The organism is Candidatus Palauibacter sp. (assembly GCF_965222475.1).
In the GTDB taxonomy this organism is placed as follows: domain Bacteria; phylum Gemmatimonadota; class Gemmatimonadetes; order Palauibacterales; family Palauibacteraceae; genus Palauibacter.
Genome location: NZ_CBDCUB010000008.1, coordinates 589,192 through 608,466, shown reverse-complemented (window position 1 = coordinate 608,466; position 19,275 = coordinate 589,192). Strand labels below are relative to the sequence as shown.

Annotated in this window: 16 protein-coding genes, 1 tRNA gene and 1 pseudogene; 10 read left to right on the top strand and 8 right to left on the bottom strand. The window is 69.5% G+C overall.

Features of this window, described 5'->3' with window-relative positions; genetic code table 11:
• Nucleotides 1-3 precede the first annotated feature (3 nt).
• The 10 genes and pseudogenes from ACOQPP_RS18155 (at nt 4) to ACOQPP_RS18110 (ending at nt 8,854) form a co-directional block, all read left to right on the top strand.
• Nucleotides 4-1,572, top strand: coding sequence for a S1C family serine protease (locus ACOQPP_RS18155; protein ID WP_419167370.1), 1,569 nt, complete (start codon nt 4-6; stop codon nt 1,570-1,572).
• A gap of 115 nt (nt 1,573-1,687) precedes the next feature.
• A tRNA-Leu gene (locus ACOQPP_RS18150) sits at nt 1,688-1,770 on the top strand.
• A gap of 55 nt (nt 1,771-1,825) precedes the next feature.
• Nucleotides 1,826-3,094: a trigger factor gene (gene tig, locus ACOQPP_RS18145; protein ID WP_419167371.1), complete on the top strand. Its 1,269-nt coding sequence runs from the start codon at nt 1,826-1,828 to the stop codon at nt 3,092-3,094.
• A gap of 34 nt (nt 3,095-3,128) precedes the next feature.
• Nucleotides 3,129-3,716 (top strand): annotated as a pseudogene (locus ACOQPP_RS18140) (ATP-dependent Clp protease proteolytic subunit); the annotation flags it as partial.
• Nucleotides 3,717-3,840: 124 nt separating this feature from the next.
• Nucleotides 3,841-5,085: an ATP-dependent Clp protease ATP-binding subunit ClpX gene (gene clpX, locus ACOQPP_RS18135; protein WP_419167373.1), complete on the top strand. Its 1,245-nt coding sequence runs from the start codon at nt 3,841-3,843 to the stop codon at nt 5,083-5,085.
• A 6-nt stretch (nt 5,086-5,091) separates the two neighbouring features.
• Nucleotides 5,092-5,712, top strand: coding sequence for a ribosome biogenesis GTP-binding protein YihA/YsxC (gene yihA, locus ACOQPP_RS18130; RefSeq protein WP_419167374.1), 621 nt, complete (start codon nt 5,092-5,094; stop codon nt 5,710-5,712).
• Nucleotides 5,712-6,509, top strand: coding sequence for an SDR family NAD(P)-dependent oxidoreductase (locus tag ACOQPP_RS18125; RefSeq protein ID WP_419167375.1), 798 nt, complete (start codon nt 5,712-5,714; stop codon nt 6,507-6,509). Before yihA ends, ACOQPP_RS18125 begins: the two co-directional genes overlap by 1 nt.
• Nucleotides 6,506-7,267 (top strand): DUF1295 domain-containing protein, encoded by a 762-nt coding sequence (locus tag ACOQPP_RS18120; protein WP_419167376.1) that lies wholly within the window; start codon nt 6,506-6,508, stop codon nt 7,265-7,267. Before ACOQPP_RS18125 ends, ACOQPP_RS18120 begins: the two co-directional genes overlap by 4 nt.
• A gap of 59 nt (nt 7,268-7,326) precedes the next feature.
• Nucleotides 7,327-8,367, top strand: coding sequence for an SDR family NAD(P)-dependent oxidoreductase (locus tag ACOQPP_RS18115; RefSeq protein ID WP_419167377.1), 1,041 nt, complete (start codon nt 7,327-7,329; stop codon nt 8,365-8,367).
• Between the two features lie 46 nt (nt 8,368-8,413).
• A complete protein-coding gene (locus ACOQPP_RS18110; protein ID WP_419167378.1) occupies nt 8,414-8,854 on the top strand; it encodes an SRPBCC domain-containing protein in 441 nt (146 codons plus the stop codon).
• Between the two features lie 26 nt (nt 8,855-8,880).
• On the opposite strand, the gene ACOQPP_RS18105 is transcribed toward ACOQPP_RS18110, so the two are convergent.
• The 8 genes from ACOQPP_RS18105 to ACOQPP_RS18070 are packed head-to-tail and all read right to left on the bottom strand — an operon-like array spanning nt 8,881 to nt 19,273.
• Nucleotides 8,881-10,491, bottom strand: a complete 1,611-nt coding sequence (locus ACOQPP_RS18105; RefSeq protein ID WP_419167379.1) for a sigma-54 interaction domain-containing protein — start codon at nt 10,489-10,491, stop codon at nt 8,881-8,883.
• A complete protein-coding gene (gcvT, locus tag ACOQPP_RS18100; protein WP_419167380.1) occupies nt 10,491-12,107 on the bottom strand; it encodes a glycine cleavage system aminomethyltransferase GcvT in 1,617 nt (538 codons plus the stop codon). Before gcvT ends, ACOQPP_RS18105 begins: the two co-directional genes overlap by 1 nt.
• Nucleotides 12,104-13,021 (bottom strand): ornithine carbamoyltransferase, encoded by a 918-nt coding sequence (gene argF / locus ACOQPP_RS18095; protein WP_419167381.1) that lies wholly within the window; start codon nt 13,019-13,021, stop codon nt 12,104-12,106. The genes gcvT and argF overlap by 4 nt, the downstream gene beginning before the upstream one ends.
• 32 nt (nt 13,022-13,053) lie before the next feature.
• Nucleotides 13,054-14,526: an ATP-dependent protease ATPase subunit HslU gene (gene hslU / locus ACOQPP_RS18090; RefSeq protein ID WP_419167382.1), complete on the bottom strand. Its 1,473-nt coding sequence runs from the start codon at nt 14,524-14,526 to the stop codon at nt 13,054-13,056.
• Nucleotides 14,527-14,580: 54 nt separating this feature from the next.
• Nucleotides 14,581-15,150: an ATP-dependent protease subunit HslV gene (gene hslV, locus ACOQPP_RS18085; protein ID WP_419167383.1), complete on the bottom strand. Its 570-nt coding sequence runs from the start codon at nt 15,148-15,150 to the stop codon at nt 14,581-14,583.
• Nucleotides 15,147-16,100 carry a tyrosine recombinase XerC gene (locus ACOQPP_RS18080; RefSeq protein WP_419167384.1) on the bottom strand — a complete coding sequence of 318 codons (954 nt, stop codon included), beginning with the start codon at nt 16,098-16,100 and terminating at the stop codon, nt 15,147-15,149. The genes hslV and ACOQPP_RS18080 overlap by 4 nt, the downstream gene beginning before the upstream one ends.
• Nucleotides 16,097-18,655 (bottom strand): type I DNA topoisomerase, encoded by a 2,559-nt coding sequence (gene topA / locus ACOQPP_RS18075; protein WP_419167385.1) that lies wholly within the window; start codon nt 18,653-18,655, stop codon nt 16,097-16,099. Before topA ends, ACOQPP_RS18080 begins: the two co-directional genes overlap by 4 nt.
• A 57-nt stretch (nt 18,656-18,712) precedes the next feature.
• Complete coding sequence (locus ACOQPP_RS18070; RefSeq protein ID WP_419167386.1) at nt 18,713-19,273, bottom strand: shikimate kinase; 561 nt, start codon at nt 19,271-19,273, stop codon at nt 18,713-18,715.
• Nucleotides 19,274-19,275 lie beyond the last annotated feature (2 nt).

The following is a 19,275-nucleotide window of genomic DNA, read 5'->3' as shown; positions in this document are numbered from 1 at the left end:
GAGATGAAGCGGATGAGCGATTCGTTGCGTACTCGTTTGAACCTGCTGATCGCGACGGCGATCGCGTTCGCCTTCGGCCTCGGGCTGGCCTCGGCGCTGAATCTGACTCCGATCTCGATCGCGGCGGAGGACACGGACGCCGGCTGGGTCATCGGAGCGCCGACCGCCGCGGACCCGACGATGGAGAACGGCTTCGCCGAGGTGGCGGAACGGGTCTCGCCGGCCGTCGTCACACTCTACGTGACGGGGGAACGGCAGGTGCCGTCGTTCAATCCCTTCCTGTTGCCGCCGGGTTTCGAGCCGGATCCCGAGGAGCAGGAGGAAGAGCCACGCACACGACGCGACGTTTGGAGCGGGTCCGGTTTCATCGTGTCCGAGGACGGGTACGTGGTCACGAACAACCACGTCGTCGCGGACGCGGACCAGGTCGACGTGGAACTCCAGGATGGCCGGCGCTTCAACGCGGTGGAAGTCGTCGGGCGGGACCCCCAGACCGACGTCGCCCTGCTGCGGGTGGAGGCCGATGACCTGACCGTGCTGCCCATCGGTTCCAGCGACGCGACGGCGGTCGGCGAATGGGTGCTGGCGATCGGCAGTCCCGGATTCCGGCAGGCGCGGACCCCGTTGCTGACGACCGTCACGGCGGGGATCGTCTCGGCCAAGGGCCGCAACATAGACATCCTCCGCGTGCAGAACCGTCTCGCGATCGAGGACTTCATCCAGACGGACGCGGTCATCAACCGCGGCAACTCCGGCGGACCGCTGGTGAACGTGGCGGGCGAGGTGATCGGGATCAACACGGCGATCGTCTCATCGACGGGAAGCTATGAGGGGTACGGCTTCGCGGTGCCGATCGAACTGGCGCGAGAGGTCGTCGACGACCTGATCGAGTTCGGCGAGGTCCGGCGGGCCCTGATCGGCGTGGCGATCACGGACGTCGACGCGGCCGATGCCGAGTACTACGGGCTCGAGCGGGTCGAGGGGGCACTGATCCAGAATTTCTCGTTCGACGACAGTCCGGCGCGACTCGCCGGGTTGGAGAAGGGTGATGTGATCGTGGGCGTCGCCGGTGAACCGGTGGGCGGCGTGTCGGAGTTGCAGCGCCGCATCCGCGGCTTCGAGCCGGGAGAGACCGTGAGGCTCGACATCGTCCGCCGCTCCACCTTCCAGCGCGAGTCGGCGGAGGTGCGGCTGATCTCCGCAGATGAAGATTCGCCTCCGCCGCTCGCGGCGCGACCCGAGCCGGAGACCGGCGACCAGCTTGGCCTCGAGGTGAAGGAAGTCGGGGAACTCTCCGGCGCGGAGCGTCGGGATTTTGCGGTGACGCCCGCCATAGGGAGCATCGTGATCGTGGGCGGGAACCCGCGGGGCGCCGTGGGCCGGGAGATCGGCACGATCCCGGCGGGCGCCGTCATCCTCGACATCAACGGCGAGGAGATGCAGGGACGGGCCGACTACGACCGGATCGTGTCCGGACTGCGCCCGGGCGATGCGCTGAGCGTGCGGTTCAGCTTCCGGACGCAGTCCGGCCGCCAGGAGGGGATCCGGAGCATCGTGATCCCCGAACGCTGAGCCGGGACGCGGCGCAGGGGCCGGCAGCGGCGGTGCGCCGTTGCTTGCCCCCGTTCTGATCCGTCCCGACATTCCCGCCGCATCGGGCGCCGGGTGCGAATGCCCGGCGTCGCGCGCGAAAGTGGCGGAACTGGCAGACGCGCCAGCTTTAGGAGCTGGTGGCCCATGGCCGTGGGGGTTCGAATCCCCCCTTTCGCACCTCAAAACGAACCGTTCGCCCGTCCGGGGACGCGGAGCCGGAGCCATACCGCCCTTGAACGCAGCCGACACACGCGCCGCCGCGACGGATCCGTTCGACGTCGCGATCACGCGAGAGAACGATTACCTGCGCCGTCTCGAGGTCACGGTCGCACCCTCGCAGGTGGCCGCGGCCCGGCGCCGCGAGGCGGCGAAGGTCCGGAAGACCACCCGCATCAAGGGATTCCGGAAGGGCAAGGTCCCCGTCCGCATCGTCGAAGAGCGCTACGGCCCCCGGATCGACGAGCGCACGATCGACGCGCTCGTGAATCGCGGGTTCCGGGAGGCGGTCCGACAGCACGAACTGTCGACCGTGGGCGAGCCCGTCGTGAGCGAGGTCGACTACCGCCCGGGAGAGCGGCTCTCCTTCCGGGTCGATGTGGAGGTGCTGCCGAAGATCGAACTCGCCCGGACCGGGGGCTTCCGCGTGGCGCGTCCCGAAGTCGAGGTCGCGGACGCCGACATCGACACCGTCATCGAGCGGTTCCGCAAGGAACATGCGGTGCTGCGGCCGGCGGATCGCGCACCCGGGAACGGGGATGTGGTATCCGTGACGATCCGCGAGCAAGGCGGCGGCGACGCGCCGGAGAAGCCGTACCGCTTCGAGCTCGGGGCGGGGTACGCGATTCCCGATGTCGAAGCGGCGATCTTCACGCTCGCGCCGGGGGAGGAAGGGACGTTCACGGTCACCTACCCGGAGGACTTCGGCTCGAGCGAGCTGGCCGGAACCACCCGCTCGCTGTGCGTCCGTCTCGACGACGTGCAAGCCAGTCTGCTGCCCGAACTCGACGATGCGTTCGCGAGCCAGGTGGGGGACTTCACCACGCTGGAGGAGCTGCGCGAGGCGATCGGGAAGGAGCTGCGGGCGCGGGGAGAACGCGAGGCCGACGAAGAGGTGGGCGAGAAGCTCCTCGATGCGGTGATCGAGGCAAACGCGTTCGAGGTGCCCCCAAGTCTCGTGTCGCATTATCTTGACCGTGTGATCGAAGTGCCGGAGGGAGCCGACCCCGACCGCATGGAGGGCGCCCGCAGATCCGTGGCGCCCGCCGTGGAGCGTCAGGTCAAGCGGGATCTGGTTCTGGAGCGGCTGATCGAGGATCAGGGGCTCGATCTGTCGAGCGAGGAGTTCGACGAGCGCCTGTCCGAGCTGGGGGAGGCGAGGGGCAAGAGCCGGCTGGAGATCCGGCGGGAGCTCGCGAGGGAGAAGCAACTCGACCCCCTGCGCCGGCGGTTCGCCATCGAGAGGGCGTTCCGGTTTCTCATCGACCGTTCGGATGTGAGCTGATCGGGCGGGAACAACCAAGGGACTGACTGGGCACATGCCGATATTCGCACCGTACGTCATCGAACGCTCGAGCCGCGGGGAGCGCACCTACGACATCTTCTCGCGACTGCTCATGGACCGGATCGTCTTCCTGGGCTCGCCGATCAACGACGAGGTCGCGAACGTCGTGATCGCCCAGCTCCTCTTCCTCGAGGCCGATAACCCCGAGCGGGAGATCAACGTCTACATCAACTCGCCGGGCGGTAACGTTCAGGCCGGTCTGGCCATCTACGATACGATGCAGTTCCTGAACTCCCCGGTGGCCACGATCTGCATGGGCATGGCCGCTTCGATGGGCGCGTTCCTGCTCGCCGCGGGTACGCAGGGGCGGCGGCGGTCGCTCCCGAACGCGCGCATCATGATCCACCAGCCGTCGGGCGGCTCGTACGGGACGGCGGCCGACATCGAGATTCAGGCGAAGGAGATCCTCGACGCCCGCGAGCGGCTGAACCGGATTCTCGCGAGGCACACGGGACAGGAGTTCGAGCGGATCGCGGATGATGTCGATCGCGACCGGTTCATGTCCCCCGAGGAGGCCCGGGAGTACGGGATCATCGACGAGGTCGTCGAGCGCCGCGAGGAGGTCCCGGGAGCAACGGTCGCCCCGGGCCCGCTGTCGCCAAGTAGGGGATACAAGCAGGGGATAGAGGAGACCGCCGCCGGGGTCGCGGCGCGCACGGACCACACCGAGGAGAAGGAGGGCGACGATGCCGGGCGATAAGCACTTGCGCTGTTCCTTCTGCGGGAAATCCAAGGACGCGGTCAAGAAGTTCATCTCCGGGCCCAACGTCTACATCTGCAACGAGTGCATCTCGCTCTGTAACGAGATCCTCGCCGAGGAAGAGGAACGGGAGCAGTGCGGGCGGTTCACCGAGATCCCGACCCCTTCGGAGATCAAGGCCACGCTCGACGAGTATGTGATCGGGCAGGAAGTGGCCAAGAAGACGCTCTCGGTCGCTGTCTACAACCACTACAAACGGATCAACCACCGCAGTCTCGTCGACGACGTCGAGATCGAGAAGTCCAACATCCTCCTGCTCGGCCCCACGGGCGTGGGGAAAACGCTCCTCGCCCAGACGCTGGCGCGCATCCTGAAGGTCCCGTTCACGATCGCGGACGCGACGACGCTCACCGAGGCGGGGTACGTGGGCGAGGATGTCGAGAACATCCTCGTGCGGCTGCTCCAGGCGGGCGAGTACAACGTGGGCGAATGTGAACGCGGCATCGTCTACATCGACGAGATCGACAAGATCGCGCGCAAGGCCGACAACCCCTCGATCACGCGCGACGTGTCCGGGGAGGGCGTGCAGCAGGCGCTGCTCAAGATCCTCGAGGGGACCGTGGCGTCCGTGCCGCCCCAGGGCGGACGGAAGCACCCGCAGCAGGAGTACATCCAGATCGACACGCGGAACATCCTGTTCATCTGCGGCGGCGCCTTCGACGGCCTCGAGCAGATCATCCAGGAGCGGCAGGGCCGGCGGCAGATCGGCTTCCTGGATGACCGAGTGCGGTCGGACGGCGTGAGCGACGAGGACAACATCCTCGCCCACGTCGAGCCTGAAGACATGCTCCGCTACGGGCTCATCCCGGAACTTGTGGGGCGGCTGCCGGTGCTCGTGGCGCTGCACGACCTCGACGAGGATGCCCTGGTCGAGATTCTCCAGCGGCCCAGGAACGCGCTCCTCAAGCAGTACACGAAGATGTTCGAACTCGAGGGCGTGGGGCTCACGCTGGATCCGGAAGCGCTGCGGGCGATCGCGCGCAAGACGATCGCGCGGGGAACAGGGGCGCGCGGCCTGAGAGCCGTGATGGAGTCCCTCATGCTCGATGTGATGTTCGATCTTCCGGGCCGCATGGACATCCGCGAGGTCGTGGTCACGCGCGAGACCGTCGAGGAGAGCAACCAGCCGCTCCTCATCCTCGTACCCGAGGTCAAGCGAAGAGAGGCGTAGCAGCCTGTGCCACGGGCTGCGAGGGTCGTCACCCGCGTCAGGACGGCCGAATTCGTCGGCGCTGTCGGCGCGGCGGGACAGAAGCCGCCGCTCGACCTTCCCCAGATCGCGATCGCCGGCCGCTCCAACGTGGGCAAGTCGTCGCTCCTCAACCGTCTCGTGGGTCGGAAGAGCCTCGCGCGGACGTCGAAGCGGCCCGGGCGCACGCAGGAGATCAACTTCTTCCTCGTCGACGACCGATATCTGCTCGTCGACCTGCCGGGGTACGGCTTCGCGCGCGCGCCGAAGACGGTGCGCGAGGGCTGGGGGCGCCTGATCGACGCCTACCTGCGCGGGACGCCTCGCCTTCCGGGGCTCGTGCTGCTGGTGGACGCGCGACGCGGGCTCACGGCGGACGACCACCGCATGATCGAGTTCCTCGAGGCGATGGGGACGCCGACGCTGTTCGCGCTCACCAAGACCGACAAGCTCAACCGGTCCGGGCGCCGGCGGGCGGCGAAAGGTCTGCGGGACGCCATGGGCCTCGATGCGGATCAGCTCGTCGAGACCTCCGCGCGGACCGGCGCCGGCGTCGACACGCTCCTCGAGAGCATCACCGCCCTGGTCGCTCAGACCGAGACGCGCTGATGCCACGCCGGCGGGTCGACTCCCTGACGACCCGCTACGGGAAGTGGGCCCTGGTGGCGGGCGCCTCGGAAGGGCTCGGGGCCGCCTTTGCCGCGCAGCTGGCCGAACGGGGCATGCACCTCGTGCTGGTCGCGCGCCGCGGCCCCCTCCTGGCGGAGCTCGGGGAGCGACTCGCCGCAGAATACGGGGTCCGGATACGCTGTCTGGCCCTGGATCTGGCCGACCCGGAGTTCGCCGGGGAGCTGGCTGACGCGGTCGCCGGGCTGGACCTCGGGGTCGTCATCTACAATGCGGCGCATGTGCCCGCGGGCCCGTTCCTCGACGCCGAAGACGACGCGCTTGAACGGGCGGTGGACGTCAACGTGCGGGGGCCGCTCCGGCTGCTGCGGGCGCTGCTGTCGGGCATGCGCGATCGTGGCAGGGGCGCCGTGGTGCTGATGTCATCGCTGTCGGGGCTGCAGGGGGCGCCCCACGTCTCCGTCTACGCCGCCACCAAGGCATTCAACATCATCCTCGCCGAGGGTCTGTGGTACGAACTGCGCGCGCACGGCGTCGAGGTCGCGGTCTGCTGCGCCGGCGCGATGCGCACCCCGGGCTACGCGAGGTCGTTCGACCGCGACGTACGCGGCATGCTGTCCCCGGATGAAGCGGCGCGCCGAACGCTCGATGGGCTCGGCCGGGGACCGCGCGTGATACCGGGACTGATCAACCGGATCTCGGCCCAGTTGATGGGACGCCTCCTGCCCCGCCGGGCGGCGATCCGACTCATCGCCAGAAGCACGAAGCACGTGTCGTGAGCGATCTGCCGATGGGCTTCTTCGCGCCCCGGGCCGTGTTCAACGGGCGCGCGGACGCGAAGATGTTCCTCTACCTGGCGGGCGCCACGCTGCTCCAGCTGAACCTGCTCTCCTTCGCCGCCCACCACCTTCTCGCCCACGGCGGCGACCCGTCGCCGGGCGTCGTGCTGCACGTGGCGCTGTTCAGCTGGTTCGTGTGCGACTACCTCGTCTTCGAGCGCGTCCACCTCTACACCTACGATCTCTTCGCGGAACGCGTGGGGTTCAAGCTCGTGTGGGGCTGCCTGTCCTGGTATCCGTACTTCTACGCGGTGGGGCTGTGGTCCGTGGCGGACCTCCCCAACCCGCAGGCGCCCGCGTGGCCGGGGGTCGTCGCCACGCTCGTCTTCTTCGCCGGGTGGACGCTGTCGCGGGGCGCGAACCTGCAGAAGTTCAGCTTCAAGCGGGACCCCGAGCGGGCCTTCTCGGGCCTGGTTCCACGGGCGCTCTCCGACGGCGAACGTCGCGTGCTGTGCAGCGGCTTCTGGGGTCTGTCGCGGCACGTCAACTACCTGGGCGAGATCCTCATGGCCACCGGCCTGGCGCTCGCCCTGGGCCGGCCGTCGGCGCTCGGAGCCTGGTTGTATCCCCTGTACTACGTGGCGCTGCTCTTCCCGCGCGAGCGCGACGACGGCCGGCGCTGCGCGGCGAAGTACGGTCCGCTCCGGGAGCGGTACCGCGAGATGGTGCCGTGGCGCATCGTGCCCGGGGTCTATTGAAGCCGTCGGGGTGCGCAACGAGGGAGCACGAAGCGCGATGAGAAAGCTCGGGAGATTCCGTGACGGCTCGCGACGGGCGTCGGAGGGATAGGCGGACGGCGAGATACAACAGGATCGGCAGCGCGGTATCCAGCGCGATCGCGGACCGGTTCTCGCGACGGGAAAGGCTGAGCCCCGTGCCGGAGCGCGCCCGCATCGACGGCAAGGTGTGCCTGATCACCGGGGCCAACCGGGGACTCGGGAAGGCGGTGGCGGTCGACCTCGCGAAGCGGGGCGGGCGCGTCCTCATGGCCTGCCGCAGCGGGCATCCGGAGGCCGGTGACGACGTCAGGCGCCTGTCCGGATCCGACGCGGTGGAGATGCTGAAGGTGGATCTCGCCGATCTGGAGTCCGTGCACGCGCTCTGCGACAGGCTCGAGCGCGACCGCGACCGGGTGGACATCCCGGTCCTGAACGCCGGCCTGATGCCGCTGGAGGCGCGAAGGTCGGCGCAGGGGTACGAACTGATGTTCGCCGTGCACTTCCTGGCCAATCGGGTCCTGATCGACCGGCTCCTGGCCGACGGCACGGTCCGGCCGTCCGCCCGTCCCGGGGAAACGCCCCGGATCGTGTTCGTCGCGTCCGAAACGCATCGGTCCGCCGACCCGATCGACTTCGACGATTTCGGGGCCTTCGCGGATTACGGTCCGAGAGACGGCCTCAAGCACTACGCGTCGAGCAAGCTCCACCTGTGCACCTATGCGCAGGAACTCTCGCGCCGGCTGAACCCGGACGACGAGATCCGGGCCGCGGTGCATTCGCTCTGCCCGGGTGCGGTCAGTTCCGACCTGGCGCGGGAAGCGCCGTGGTTCCTGAAGCCGCTGCTCACCCCGGTCATGCGGCTGTTCTTCGCGACGCCCGCGAAAGCCGCGGCGCCGGTCACCCATGCGTGCTGCGCGGAGGAGATGGGCCGGCGCAGCGGCGCCTACCTCCACCTGATGCGGGAGAAGACGCCGTCCCCGCTGGCCATGGACGAGGCGGCCGGCGCGAGACTGTGGCGGGCGAGCCGGGCGCTGCTGGCGAGGCACCCGGCGCGCGACGCGGCGGACGCGTCCGGCTAACACGTGCGGCTAACGAGGCACCACCCAGGCATAGCGAGGGATCCCCGTGTTCAAGCACCTGCTGAGTTCGGATACCGTGGAAATCGACGCGCCGGTCCAGAGGGCGTGGGACATCCTCGTGGATGTCGAGCGCTACGGTGAGTGGAATCCCTTCACGCCCCGGGTCGCCACGGACTTCGGAATCGGCTCCCGCGTCGATCTGTACGCCATGATTGGGCCGGTTGCGCTGAAACAGGTCGAGCGGATCGAAGTCGCCGATCCGCCGCACCGGTTGGTCTGGACGACGACGATGGGCCACCGCCTCCTGCTCTTCGCCCGACGGGAACAACTTCTGGAGACTGCGGGCGAGGGGCGCTGCCGCTACCGGACGACAGATGCCTTCTCCGGTCTCCTCACACCCCTCGTCGCGCTCTTCTTCGGCGGGCTGGTGCGCCGTGGCTTCAATTCAGTCGCGCGGGGGCTGAAGGCGCGCGCCGAGGCCGGGTAGCAGCCCGTGGCAAGAGCCCGGCTGCGCTAGAAGTCGATGCCGTACTTCTTGAGTCTGCGGTAGATCGTCCGTTCACCGATCCCGAGCGCCTCGGCGGCCTCCCGGCGGTTGCCGCCGGTCTTCGCCAGCATCGCGAGGATCGCTTCCCGCTCGATGTCGGCCATCGTGGTCCCGGGCTCGACGGTGATCGTGACGGACGGGGCCGGGTCGGGTACGAGGTCGGGCGAAGGGAGCTTGTCGGCGGCCACGCTCTCGACCGCGCTCTCGACCGCGTCCGTGATGTCGATCTCGACGGCCTCCCCCGCCCTGGGCCGGTCCGCGCCGGGCGGGAGCTGGCGAACGCCCGTTTTATAGGCCTCGAATTCCCGCTTCAGGTCTTCGATATCCACCTTGAGGTCGACGAGGGTACGGAAGACGAACTCGAGTTGCGGTGAACTCGGGATGTGGCCGCCGCCGACCTCGACGGCCGCCGGGTCGAGCCGGGGCGCGGGCAGGAGACTGACGCCGCCGGAGCGGATCTCCGGGGGGATGTCCTCGGGGCGGATGACCGCGCCGGGGGCGAGGACGACCATCGACTCGATCAGGTTGCGGAGTTCGCGGACGTTGCCGGGCCAGTCGTAGTCGAGGAGGATCCGGAGCGCCTCGGGGGCGAGTCCGCGAAACTCGCGGTCGTGCTGGCGGCTGAACTCCTCGATGAAGCGGCGTATGAGGACCGGGATGTCCTTGCGCCGCTCGCGGAGCGGCGGGGCGTGGACGCTGAGGACGTTGAGGCGGTAGTAGAGGTCGCGCCGGAACTCTCCGGCCTCGACCGCCTGCCGGATGTCCTGGTTCGTGGCGGCGACGACGCGGACGTCCACCCGGATCTCGTGGTCGCCGCCGACCCGCATGAAGCGGCGGCTCTCGAGGATCCTCAGGAGTCGCGTCTGGGTGGGGAGCGGCATCTCGGCGATCTCGTCGAGCAACAGCGTCCCGCCGTCGGCGAGTTCGAACATCCCCCGCCGCAGCGAGGTGGCCCCGGTGAACGCCCCCTTCTCGTGCCCGAACAACTCCGACTCCAGCAGCGACTCGGGCAGGGCGGCGCAGTTTACCGCGATGAACGCCCGCCCGCGCCGCGGGGAGAGCCGGTGGAAGGCGCGCGCCACGAGTTCCTTCCCCGCCCCGCTCTCGCCGGTGATGAGGACGGTGCTCATGACGGGGGCGATCATGTGGACCCGCTCGAGCATCTCCCGCACCGCGTCCGTCCGGCCCATGATGCCGGTCCGCCGCTGGAGGTCGTAGCGGTGGAGTTGCGAGTGGAGGACCACGCGGATCTCGTCCGGATCGACGGGGAGCGCGAGCGCCTCGTCGAGGTCGAAGGACTGCGCGTGGCGGTGCCGGGCGTCGGGGTTCGTCTCCTCCGTCAGCCCGAGGACGGGGGGACGCGGGATCTCGGCTTCGAACAGGCCGCGCATGGCGGCCGCGCGGGGCTCGTCGGGGGCGCAGGTGAGGACGAGCGCCACGTCGGCCGCGCCGCCGAGCCGTCCTTCGATCTCGCGCAGGGACTCGACAAGCTCGACTTCGTGGCCGTCCGCTTCGATCGCCGCCCGAACCGCGAGGGCTTCCTCGAGCGCGCGGCCGTCGACGAAGACGCGCGCCATCAGCCGCCGGGCCGGGGGGCAGGCCTCGGAGGTGGCGGCGGGGCGTGCGCGGTATGGCCGCGCAGCAGATCGACCGCATGGTCGATCAGGGGTTCGAGCGCGGCGAGTCCGTCCGCGACGCCGCCCGGGCTGCCGGGCAGGTTGACGACGAGCGTCTCGCCGCGGATCCCCGCCAGCCCGCGGCCGAGCGCGGCGTACGGCGTGGACTCCGTGCCCTTGCGGCGCAGCAGTTCGGCGATACCCGGCGCCTCGCGCTCGAGGATCGTCCGCGTGGCCTCGGGGGTCACGTCCCGCGCCGCCAGCCCGGTCCCGCCCGTCGTCAGGACGCAGTCGACACCGAGTTCATCGCACCAGTACAGGAGCCGCGATGCGATCGCGGCGCTCTCATCGGGCACGACATCCGCGCCCGCCAGCGTGTACGCGCGGCCCCGGACCCACTTCCGGATCCGCTCGCCCGACCCGTCCTCGCGCTCCCCGGCGCATACCCCGTCCGACACGGTCACGACGGCGATCCGCGGCGCGATGCGGTGCAGCGATCCCCGCGTGTAGAAGGGCGGCCGCACCACCTCGGCCGCGATCGCCTTCCCGCGGACCAGGATCTCGACCGGGTCCCCGAACTTCGCGGCGGCCGGGAGGTACGCCGTCGCGATCCCGTGACCGAGCGCCGGGCTCACGGTACCGCTCCGCACCTTGCCGGCCGACTCGCCGCCGAAGCGCACGTCGTACCCCGGGCGCGGGAAGCCGCGCTCGAGGAGCCGCAGGAAGCGCAGCTTCCGTGTGAGCCCGGCGGTGCGCTGGGCGGCGAGCGCCTCCCCACCCACGAAATCGCCCTTGCCGTGCTTCACGAGCCACCCGAGCCCGCCTTCCAGGGCCGTCGTCCCGTCGTCGATATCGTTCCCGTACAGCGCGTAGCCCATCTCGAGGCGGAGCGAATCGCGCGCGCCGAGGCCCGCCGGGACCGCTCCGGCCCTGAGGAGCGTACGCCAGATCCGGACGGCGTGCTCGCCGGGCAGGTACAACTCGAAACCGACCTCGCCGGTATATCCGGTGCGGCTGATGAGGCACGGGACGCCGGCGACATCTCCCTCGGCGAACCGGTAGTACCCGATCTCCGCGAGCGGCGCCTCCGTCAGGTTCGCGAGCAGCACCTCGGCCCGGGGACCCTGGAGGGCGAGGAGCGCGATCTCGTCGCTCTCGTCCGTCAGCTCGACGGCGAACGCCTCCGCGAGTCCGGCGAGATGAGCCCAGTCCTTGGCGAGGTTCGCCGCGTTTACGACCAGCCGGTAGTCCCCTTCGCCCATGCAGTAGACGATGAGATCGTCGATCACGCCGCCGGTCTCGTGGCACATGGCACTGTACTGGGCGTCTCCCGGCCCCAGCAGCGAGGGGTCGTTCGTCGTCGCGTAGGAGACGAAGGCGAGCGCATCCTCGCCGCGGACCCGGAACTCCCCCATGTGGGAGACGTCGAACAGGCCCACCGCCTCGCGCACGGCCTGGTGCTCGGCCCGGATGCCGGTGGGATACTGGACCGGCATCGCGTAGCCGGCGAAGGGGACGATCTTGCCGCCGAGGCGGACGTGCTCCTCCAGGAGCGGAGTCTCTTTCAGGTCCTTCACGACGTCGATCCCATGAGCATGGTGAGGATGGCCTTCTGCGCGTGAAGCCGGTTCTCCGCCTCGTCCCAGACGCGCGACGCCGGACCGTCGATGACCCCGGCCGCGACCTCTTCGCCCCGGTGCGCGGGGAGGCAGTGCAGGAAGATCGCATCATCGGCGGCGCGCGCCATGATCCCCGCGTCGACGTAGTAGCCCTCGAAGGCGCGGGCGCGTTCCGCGGCCTCCTCCTCCTGCCCCATCGAGGCCCACACATCCGTCGTGACGACGTGGGCGCCTGCGGCGGCCTCGGCCGGCGCGCGGAACAACTCCACCGCGCCCGCAGCCTCTGCCGCGGCGAATACCGCCGGGTCGGGATCGTAGCCTCGGGGACAGGCCAGCCGTACCCGGAACCCGAGCTTCGCCGCCGCGTTGAGCCACGAGTTCGCGACGTTGTTCCCGTCCCCGATCCAGGCGACGACGAGGCGCGACAACCCGGATCCGAACTCGGCCCGCACCGTCTGGAGATCGGCCATGATCTGGCAGGGGTGCAGCAGGTCCGTGAGGCCGTTGATGACGGGAATCGACCCGTACCGCGCGAGCCCTTCGACATCCGCCTGCGCGAAGGTCCGGATCATGATCCCGTGCACGTAGCGGGAGAGGACGCGGGCCGTGTCCGCGATCGGTTCGCCGCGCCCGATCTGGATGTCGCGCGACGAGAGGAAGAGCGCCTGCCCTCCCAACTGGTGCGTCCCGACCTCGAACGACACCCGGGTGCGCGTCGAACTCTTGGTGAAGATCATCGCGAGCGTCTTCCCTTCGAGCGGGCGGCCGCAGGCCTTCGGGTCCGCCTTCAGGCGGTCGGCGAGATCGAGCGCCTCGCGCAGCCGCTGCGGAGACCAGTTCGCGATCGAGAGGAAGTGTCCGTTGGGATCCATGGGAGTCCGTGTCGACGGGCCGGCGGCCGCGGCTAGAGGATGTAGCGTCTCAGGTCTTCGTCGTCCGCGATCCGCGACAGACGGTCCCGAACGAAAGCGGCATCGACGGTGATCGTCTCGTTCACGCCCGCTTCCGGGAGATCGAACAGGATCTTCTCGAGCAGCGTGCTGAGCACGGTATGAAGGCGACGGGCGCCGATGTTCTCGGTGCGCTCGTTCACGTGGCTGGCGATGCGGGCGATCTCCCGGATCGCCTCGTCCTCGAACTCCAGGCGGGCGGACTCGGTCTCGACGAGCGCCTGGTACTGGCTCAGCAGCGCGTATCGGGGCTCCCGCAGGATGCGCGCGAACGCCTCGGCGTCCAGGCTCTCGAGTTCCACCCGGATCGGAAACCGCCCCTGGAGTTCCGGGATGAGGTCCGACGGCTTCGAGACGTGGAACGCGCCCGCCGCGATGAACAGGATGTGGTCCGTGCGCACCATCCCGTGACGGGTCTGGACGGTCGATCCCTCGACGATCGGGAGCAGATCGCGCTGCACGCCCTCGCGCGAAACGTCGGGTCCGGCTCCGCCGCGCTTCCCGGCCACCTTGTCGATTTCGTCGAGGAAGACGATCCCCATGCTCTCGGTCCGCCGCACGGCCCTCTCCGTGACTTCCTCCATGTCGACCAGGTTCGCGAGTTCCTCGGAACGGAGGATCCGGCGGGCCTCCGCGATACTCACCCGCCGCCGCCGGGTCCGCTTCGGGAGCATCCCCTTGAGCGCCTCTCCGACGTTGAAGTCGAGACCGTCCATGCCTCCGCCGACGTCGAGCATCGGGATCGGGTTCTCGCTGACCTCGACCTCGACCTCCCGCTCGTCGAGCGCTCCGTCGCGCAGGAGCGCCCGGAGCTTCTCGCGGGTGCGACGCTTGCGTTCTTCGGAGGGTCCGGCGGGGGGTGTCTCGGAGGCCTGGCCCGAGAGCGATACGACGAACCGCCGTCCCTCTTCCCCAGCGGGCTCCTTCTCGGCCACGGGGGGCAGGAGGAGGTCGAGCAGGCGACTCTCGACCCGCTGTTCGGCCGTCTCCGCGTGCCGGGCCTCCTCTTCTTCGCACACCACGTTGATCGCGATTTCAACGAGATCCCGGATGATCGACTCGACATCGCGGCCCACGTAGCCTACCTCGGTGAACTTCGAGGCCTCGACCTTGATGAAGGGCGCGCCCGCGAGCCTCGAGAGCCGCCGCGCGATCTCCGTCTTCCCGACGCCCGTCGGTCCGATGAGGATGATGTTGTTGGGGAGGATCTCCTCGCGCATGCCCTCGTCGACGTTCTGTCGCCGCCAGCGGTTGCGGAGGGCGATCGCCACGGCCTTCTTGGCCTCGTCCTGCGCGATGATGTACTGGTCGAGTTCCTCGACGATCTGCCGCGGGGTGAGGGCCTCGGCGATCCCGGCCTCGCGGGACGCCGGGGCGGGGCTGATGTCGGGACGCTTCGCCACCGGATGGCCGTCGCTCGTCTTCATCTCTCTATTCTCGCTATCTCTATTCTCGCTCTATTCTCGCCAGTTGTTCTTGTGTCACTCGTGCGCGGACAGCTCGAGGACCGTGATTTCGTCGTTCGTGTACACGCAGATCCCGGCCGCGACCTCGAGCGCCTGCCGCGCCACCTCCGCGGCCGGGAGGTCGGTACGGAGGGCCAGGGCGCGTGCGGCGGCGAGCGCGTACGGACCGCCGGAACCGAGGGCGAGGATCCCGTCGTCGGGTTCGATGACCTCTCCCGTTCCGGCGATGAGCAGGCTGCTCTCCAGGTCCGCGACCGCGAGCAGCGCCTCGAGGCGCCGAAGATAGCGGTCGCTCCGCCATTCCTTGGCCAGCTCGACCGCCGCGCGGGTGAGGTTGCGCGGGTGGCGTTCGAGCTGCGCCTCGAACTTCTCGAACAGCGTGAGCGCGTCGGCGACGCCGCCCGCGAAACCCGCGAGGATTCGGCCCTCACGCATCGTGCGGAGCTTGGTCGCCTTCGCCTTGACCACGGTGTCGCCCATCGTCACCTGGCCGTCGCCCGCCATGGCGACGTCCTCGCCGACGCGGACGCACAGAATCGTGGTCGCTCGCATACGCCCCGACGGCGCGTGGATCCCTTCCATCATTCTCCTTCGCCTCCTCCGCGAGGATGGGCCCGGGAGTGTACGCGTTTGAGGCGGTCGACGGATGTGTGCGTGTAGATGCGGGTCGTGCTCAGGCTGGCGTGCCCCAGCATCTCCTTCACCGAAACCAGGTCGGCGCCGCGGTCGAGGAGGTGAGTCGCGAACGAGTGGCGGAGCGAGTGCGTCGTGAGCCGGTCGCCGTCGGCGACGCCGGCGAGTTGGGCGGTGATGTCGCGCTGAATCTGCCGCCGCGAGAGCCGGGTGCCGCGGAGCGAGTGGAAGACGGCGTCGGACTCCCCGGTCGGGCGGGCGTCGAGGTAGAGCGCGAGGGCCTCGGCGGCCGGGCGCCCGAGCGGAACCACGCGCTGCTTGCCTCCCTTGCCCAATGCCCTGAGCTGTTCGATCCCGCGGTCCACATCGATCACGTTCAGGGCGTGCGCCTCCGCGAGCCGCAACCCGCACGAGTAGAGGAGTTCGAGGAGCGCCCAGCGGCGCAGGGCCAGGACCGATCCGTCCCGGCGGGCCGCCTCGCCGGTGGAGTCGAGCAGGTCTCGTGCCTGTTCCTCGCTCAGGAAGGAGGGCAGCGTCCGCTCGCGCCGCGGGGTCCGGACCAGGCGGGCCGGGCTCGCCTCCATCCGGTCCGTGCGCTGGAGGAATGCGTAGAAGGCGCGCACCGCCGCGAGCTTGCGGCCGATCGAGGACCGTTTGAGGCCCCGCAGCTGGAGGTCTCCCAGGAAGGAGCGAATGGACACGCGGTGCACGTCCGCCCAGCCCCAGTCGTTCGTGCCCTCATACGCGCACACGAAGGCGTCGAACTGCGCCAGATCGCGGCGGTAGGCGGCGACGGTGTGGGCGGACAGGCGGCGCTCCGCGCTCGCGTATCGCAGGAAGTCCTCGACCCATTCGGCGCGGGCTCGCGCCCGCGGGTCGGCGGGCGCGGCGGTCGCAGTCATTTTCCGGACGCCTTCCTTCGGGCGCCGCCGCGCCCCGCCCCCGCCTTCTTCGCCGCGTCCCGCTCCCGGCGCTTGCGGAGCAGATCCAGCGCCAGGGGCACCGTCACGTCGTCGGGCTCGACGCCCTTGGGGAGCGAGGCGTTCATCCGGCCGTGCTTCACGTAGGGGCCGTACCGTCCCTTGTAGATCGCGATCGGCTGCTTGTCCTCGGGGTGGTCGCCGACGGTCCGCATCGGTTTGGCCGAGGCGCGGCGTCCCCGCGTCTTCGGGGCGGAGAGCAGCTGCATGGCCCGGTCGAAGGTGATGTCGAGCGGATCGTCGCCGCCAACGAGCGAGCGGAAGTCGGACTGATGCACGACGTACGGGCCGTAGCGGCCGATGCCGACCTTCACCGGTTCGCCGCTCTCGGGATGCATCCCGAGCGGGGTCGGCATGGCGAGCAGCTTGAGCGCCGTCGCCAGCGTGACCTCCTCCGGGCGGACGTGTCCGGGAAGAGAGGCCCGCTTCGGCTTTGCGGCTCCCCGGGCCGCCTCGCCGCGCTGCACGTAGGGGCCGAAGCGGCCCTCCATGAGATAGATCGTCTCGCCCGACTCGGGGTCTTCTCCGAGCCGGTCGGGTCCTTCGGCGCTCTTCTCGAGGAGTTCGAGCGCCTCTTCGTCGCCCAGATCGGCGGGGGCGATGCCGTCGGGGATCGACGCGGTCAGCCGTCCGCCGTCGCGCTCCAGCTCCAGGAACGGCCCGTAGCGGCCGATCCGCACGCGGGGGGTCAGATTCCCGAGGCGGACCGTCGAGGCCTCGCGGGGATCGATCGCCTCTTCGTGCTCGAGCAGTCGCGCCTCGAGACCGTCCCGTCCGCTGTAGAAACCCTCCAGATACGCTCGCCAGTCCACATTCCCGCGGGCGATCTCGTCGAGCGCCTCCTCCATCTCGGAAGTGAAGCCCGTGTCGACGAGGTTGGGGAAGTGATCCTCCAGCAGGGCCGTCACGGCGAAGGCGATGAAGGTGGGGATGAGTTGCTTGTTCCGGCGGACCGCGTACCCCCGATCGAGGACCGTCGAGATGATCGACGCGTAGGTCGAGGGACGGCCGATCCCGTCCGCCTCCAGTTCCTTCACGAGCGCCGCGTCCGTGTAGCGCGGCGGCGGCTTCGTCTCGTGACTGCGGCTCTCCAGCTTGCGGCACGCGAGTTCCTGCCCCTCGCGCATGTCCGGGAGCACGACTTCCTGGTTCTCGAGCGCCGCTTCCGGGTCATCGGAGCCCTCGACGTAGGCGCGGAAGAAGCCGGGGAACTCGATCACCTTGCCCGAAGCGCGAAAACGGGCGTCCCCCGCCTCGATGTGCACGGACAGGTGCCTCAGACGGGCATCCGACATCTGGGTCGCGGTCGCGCGCCTCCAGATCAGATCGTAGAGGGCCTTCTGTCCGCCGCGGAGCCCGAGTTCGGCCGCCGTCGGCATCTCCACTCCGGCGGGACGAATCGCCTCGTGCGCCTCCTGGGCGGAGCGGGACTTCGTCCTGTACCGCCGGGGCCGGGGGCTCAGGTATTCCGCTCCGTACTTCGCTTCCACGCGCGTCCGAATCGCCGAGATCGCGGCTTCGGACAGCGTCACGGAGTCGGTCCTCATGTAGGTGATCCGTCCAGCCTCGTAGAGGGCCTGCGCGATCCGCATCGTCTCCCGGGCCCCCAGGTTCAGCTTGCGGTTGGCCTCCTGCTGCAGGGTGGCCGTCGTGAAGGGAGGATACGGGCTGCGCGTGGACCGCTTCTCCTGGAGCTTCGCGACGGTGAAGACCGCGTCGGCCAGCGAAGCGCGCAGCGCCTCCGCCCGCTCCCGATCGAGGAGGACGACCTCGCGGCCGGGCTTGAGCCGACCTGTCCGTTCATCGAAGTCGCGTCCGGCCGCGACCGCCACGCCCTCCAGCGTCGCCAGACCCGCGGTGAAGGCGCGTCCGTCGACCGCGAGGTGGGCGCGGAGGCTCCACCAGCTTCCGCTGCGGAAGGCGCGACGCTCCCGTTCGCGCTCGACGAGCAGCCGGACCGCGACGGATTGTACGCGACCGGCGGAGAGGCCTCTCCTGATCTTCTTCCAGAGGAGGGGGGAAAGCTTGTACCCGACGAGGCGATCCAGAATCCGCCGAGCCTGCTGGGCCTCGATCCGCGGCAGATCGATCTCTCCCGGCCGGTCGATCGCCGCGCGCACGGCGGACTTCGTGATCTCGTTGAACGTGATGCGCCGGAAGCGCTCGCGGAGCTTCCGATTGCCGCCGCTCAGCGCTTCGACGATGTGATAGGCGATCGCCTCGCCCTCGCGGTCGGGGTCGGTGGCGAGGAGGATCGAGTCCGCCTTCCGCGCGGCGGCCCCGAGCTTCTTCAGCACGGGGCCCTTTCCCTCGATGGTCACGTATTCGGGCTCGAATCCCCGTTCGACATCGACGCCGAGTCCGCTCTTGGGGAGATCCCGGACGTGCCCCACCGATGCCTCCACGCTGAACCCGTCGCCGAGATAGGACTTCAGCGTGCGCGCCTTCGCGGGCGACTCCACGATCACGAGGTTCACGCGAGGTGCCTCGAATTCGACATGGTCCTGGTCATCGTCTCCGACACTGTCTCTCTTCTACCGTTCTTCTTCCGTGTCCCCGGCGTCCGAACGGGCGGCGAGCCCGCGCAGACGCTCGAGGACGAACTCCACGATTCCCTCCGGTTCCCGCCCATCGGTATCCAGCATCAACTCCGCTTCCGCATAGGCGGCTTCGCGCTCCTCCAGCAGGGCGGCGAGGGCACCCCCCGGGTCCGGGCCCGCCAGCAGAGGACGAGCTTCCGTGCCATCTCCCGCGAGGCGATGGATCGCGGTCTCGGGACGGACGCGCAACCAGATACGGACCCGTCCACCGGATGACCGGTCGATGTCGCGCCGCGCCATCCAGCCGCCGCCGGTCGCCACGACCACCTCCGTCTCGCACGCCGCACGCGCCGCGGCTCGCGCCTCCAGTCGCCGGAACTCGGCTTCCCCGCCCGTACGGAACACCCGGGGGATCGTTTCCCCCGCCAAGTCCTCGATGAGTCGGTCGAGGTCGAGGAAAGTGTACCCCAGACGTCGCGCGAGGATCGGCCCTACCGTGCTCTTGCCCGCCCCCGAGAGCCCCACGAGCCAGATCCTTCGGGGTACGCCCTCCACGC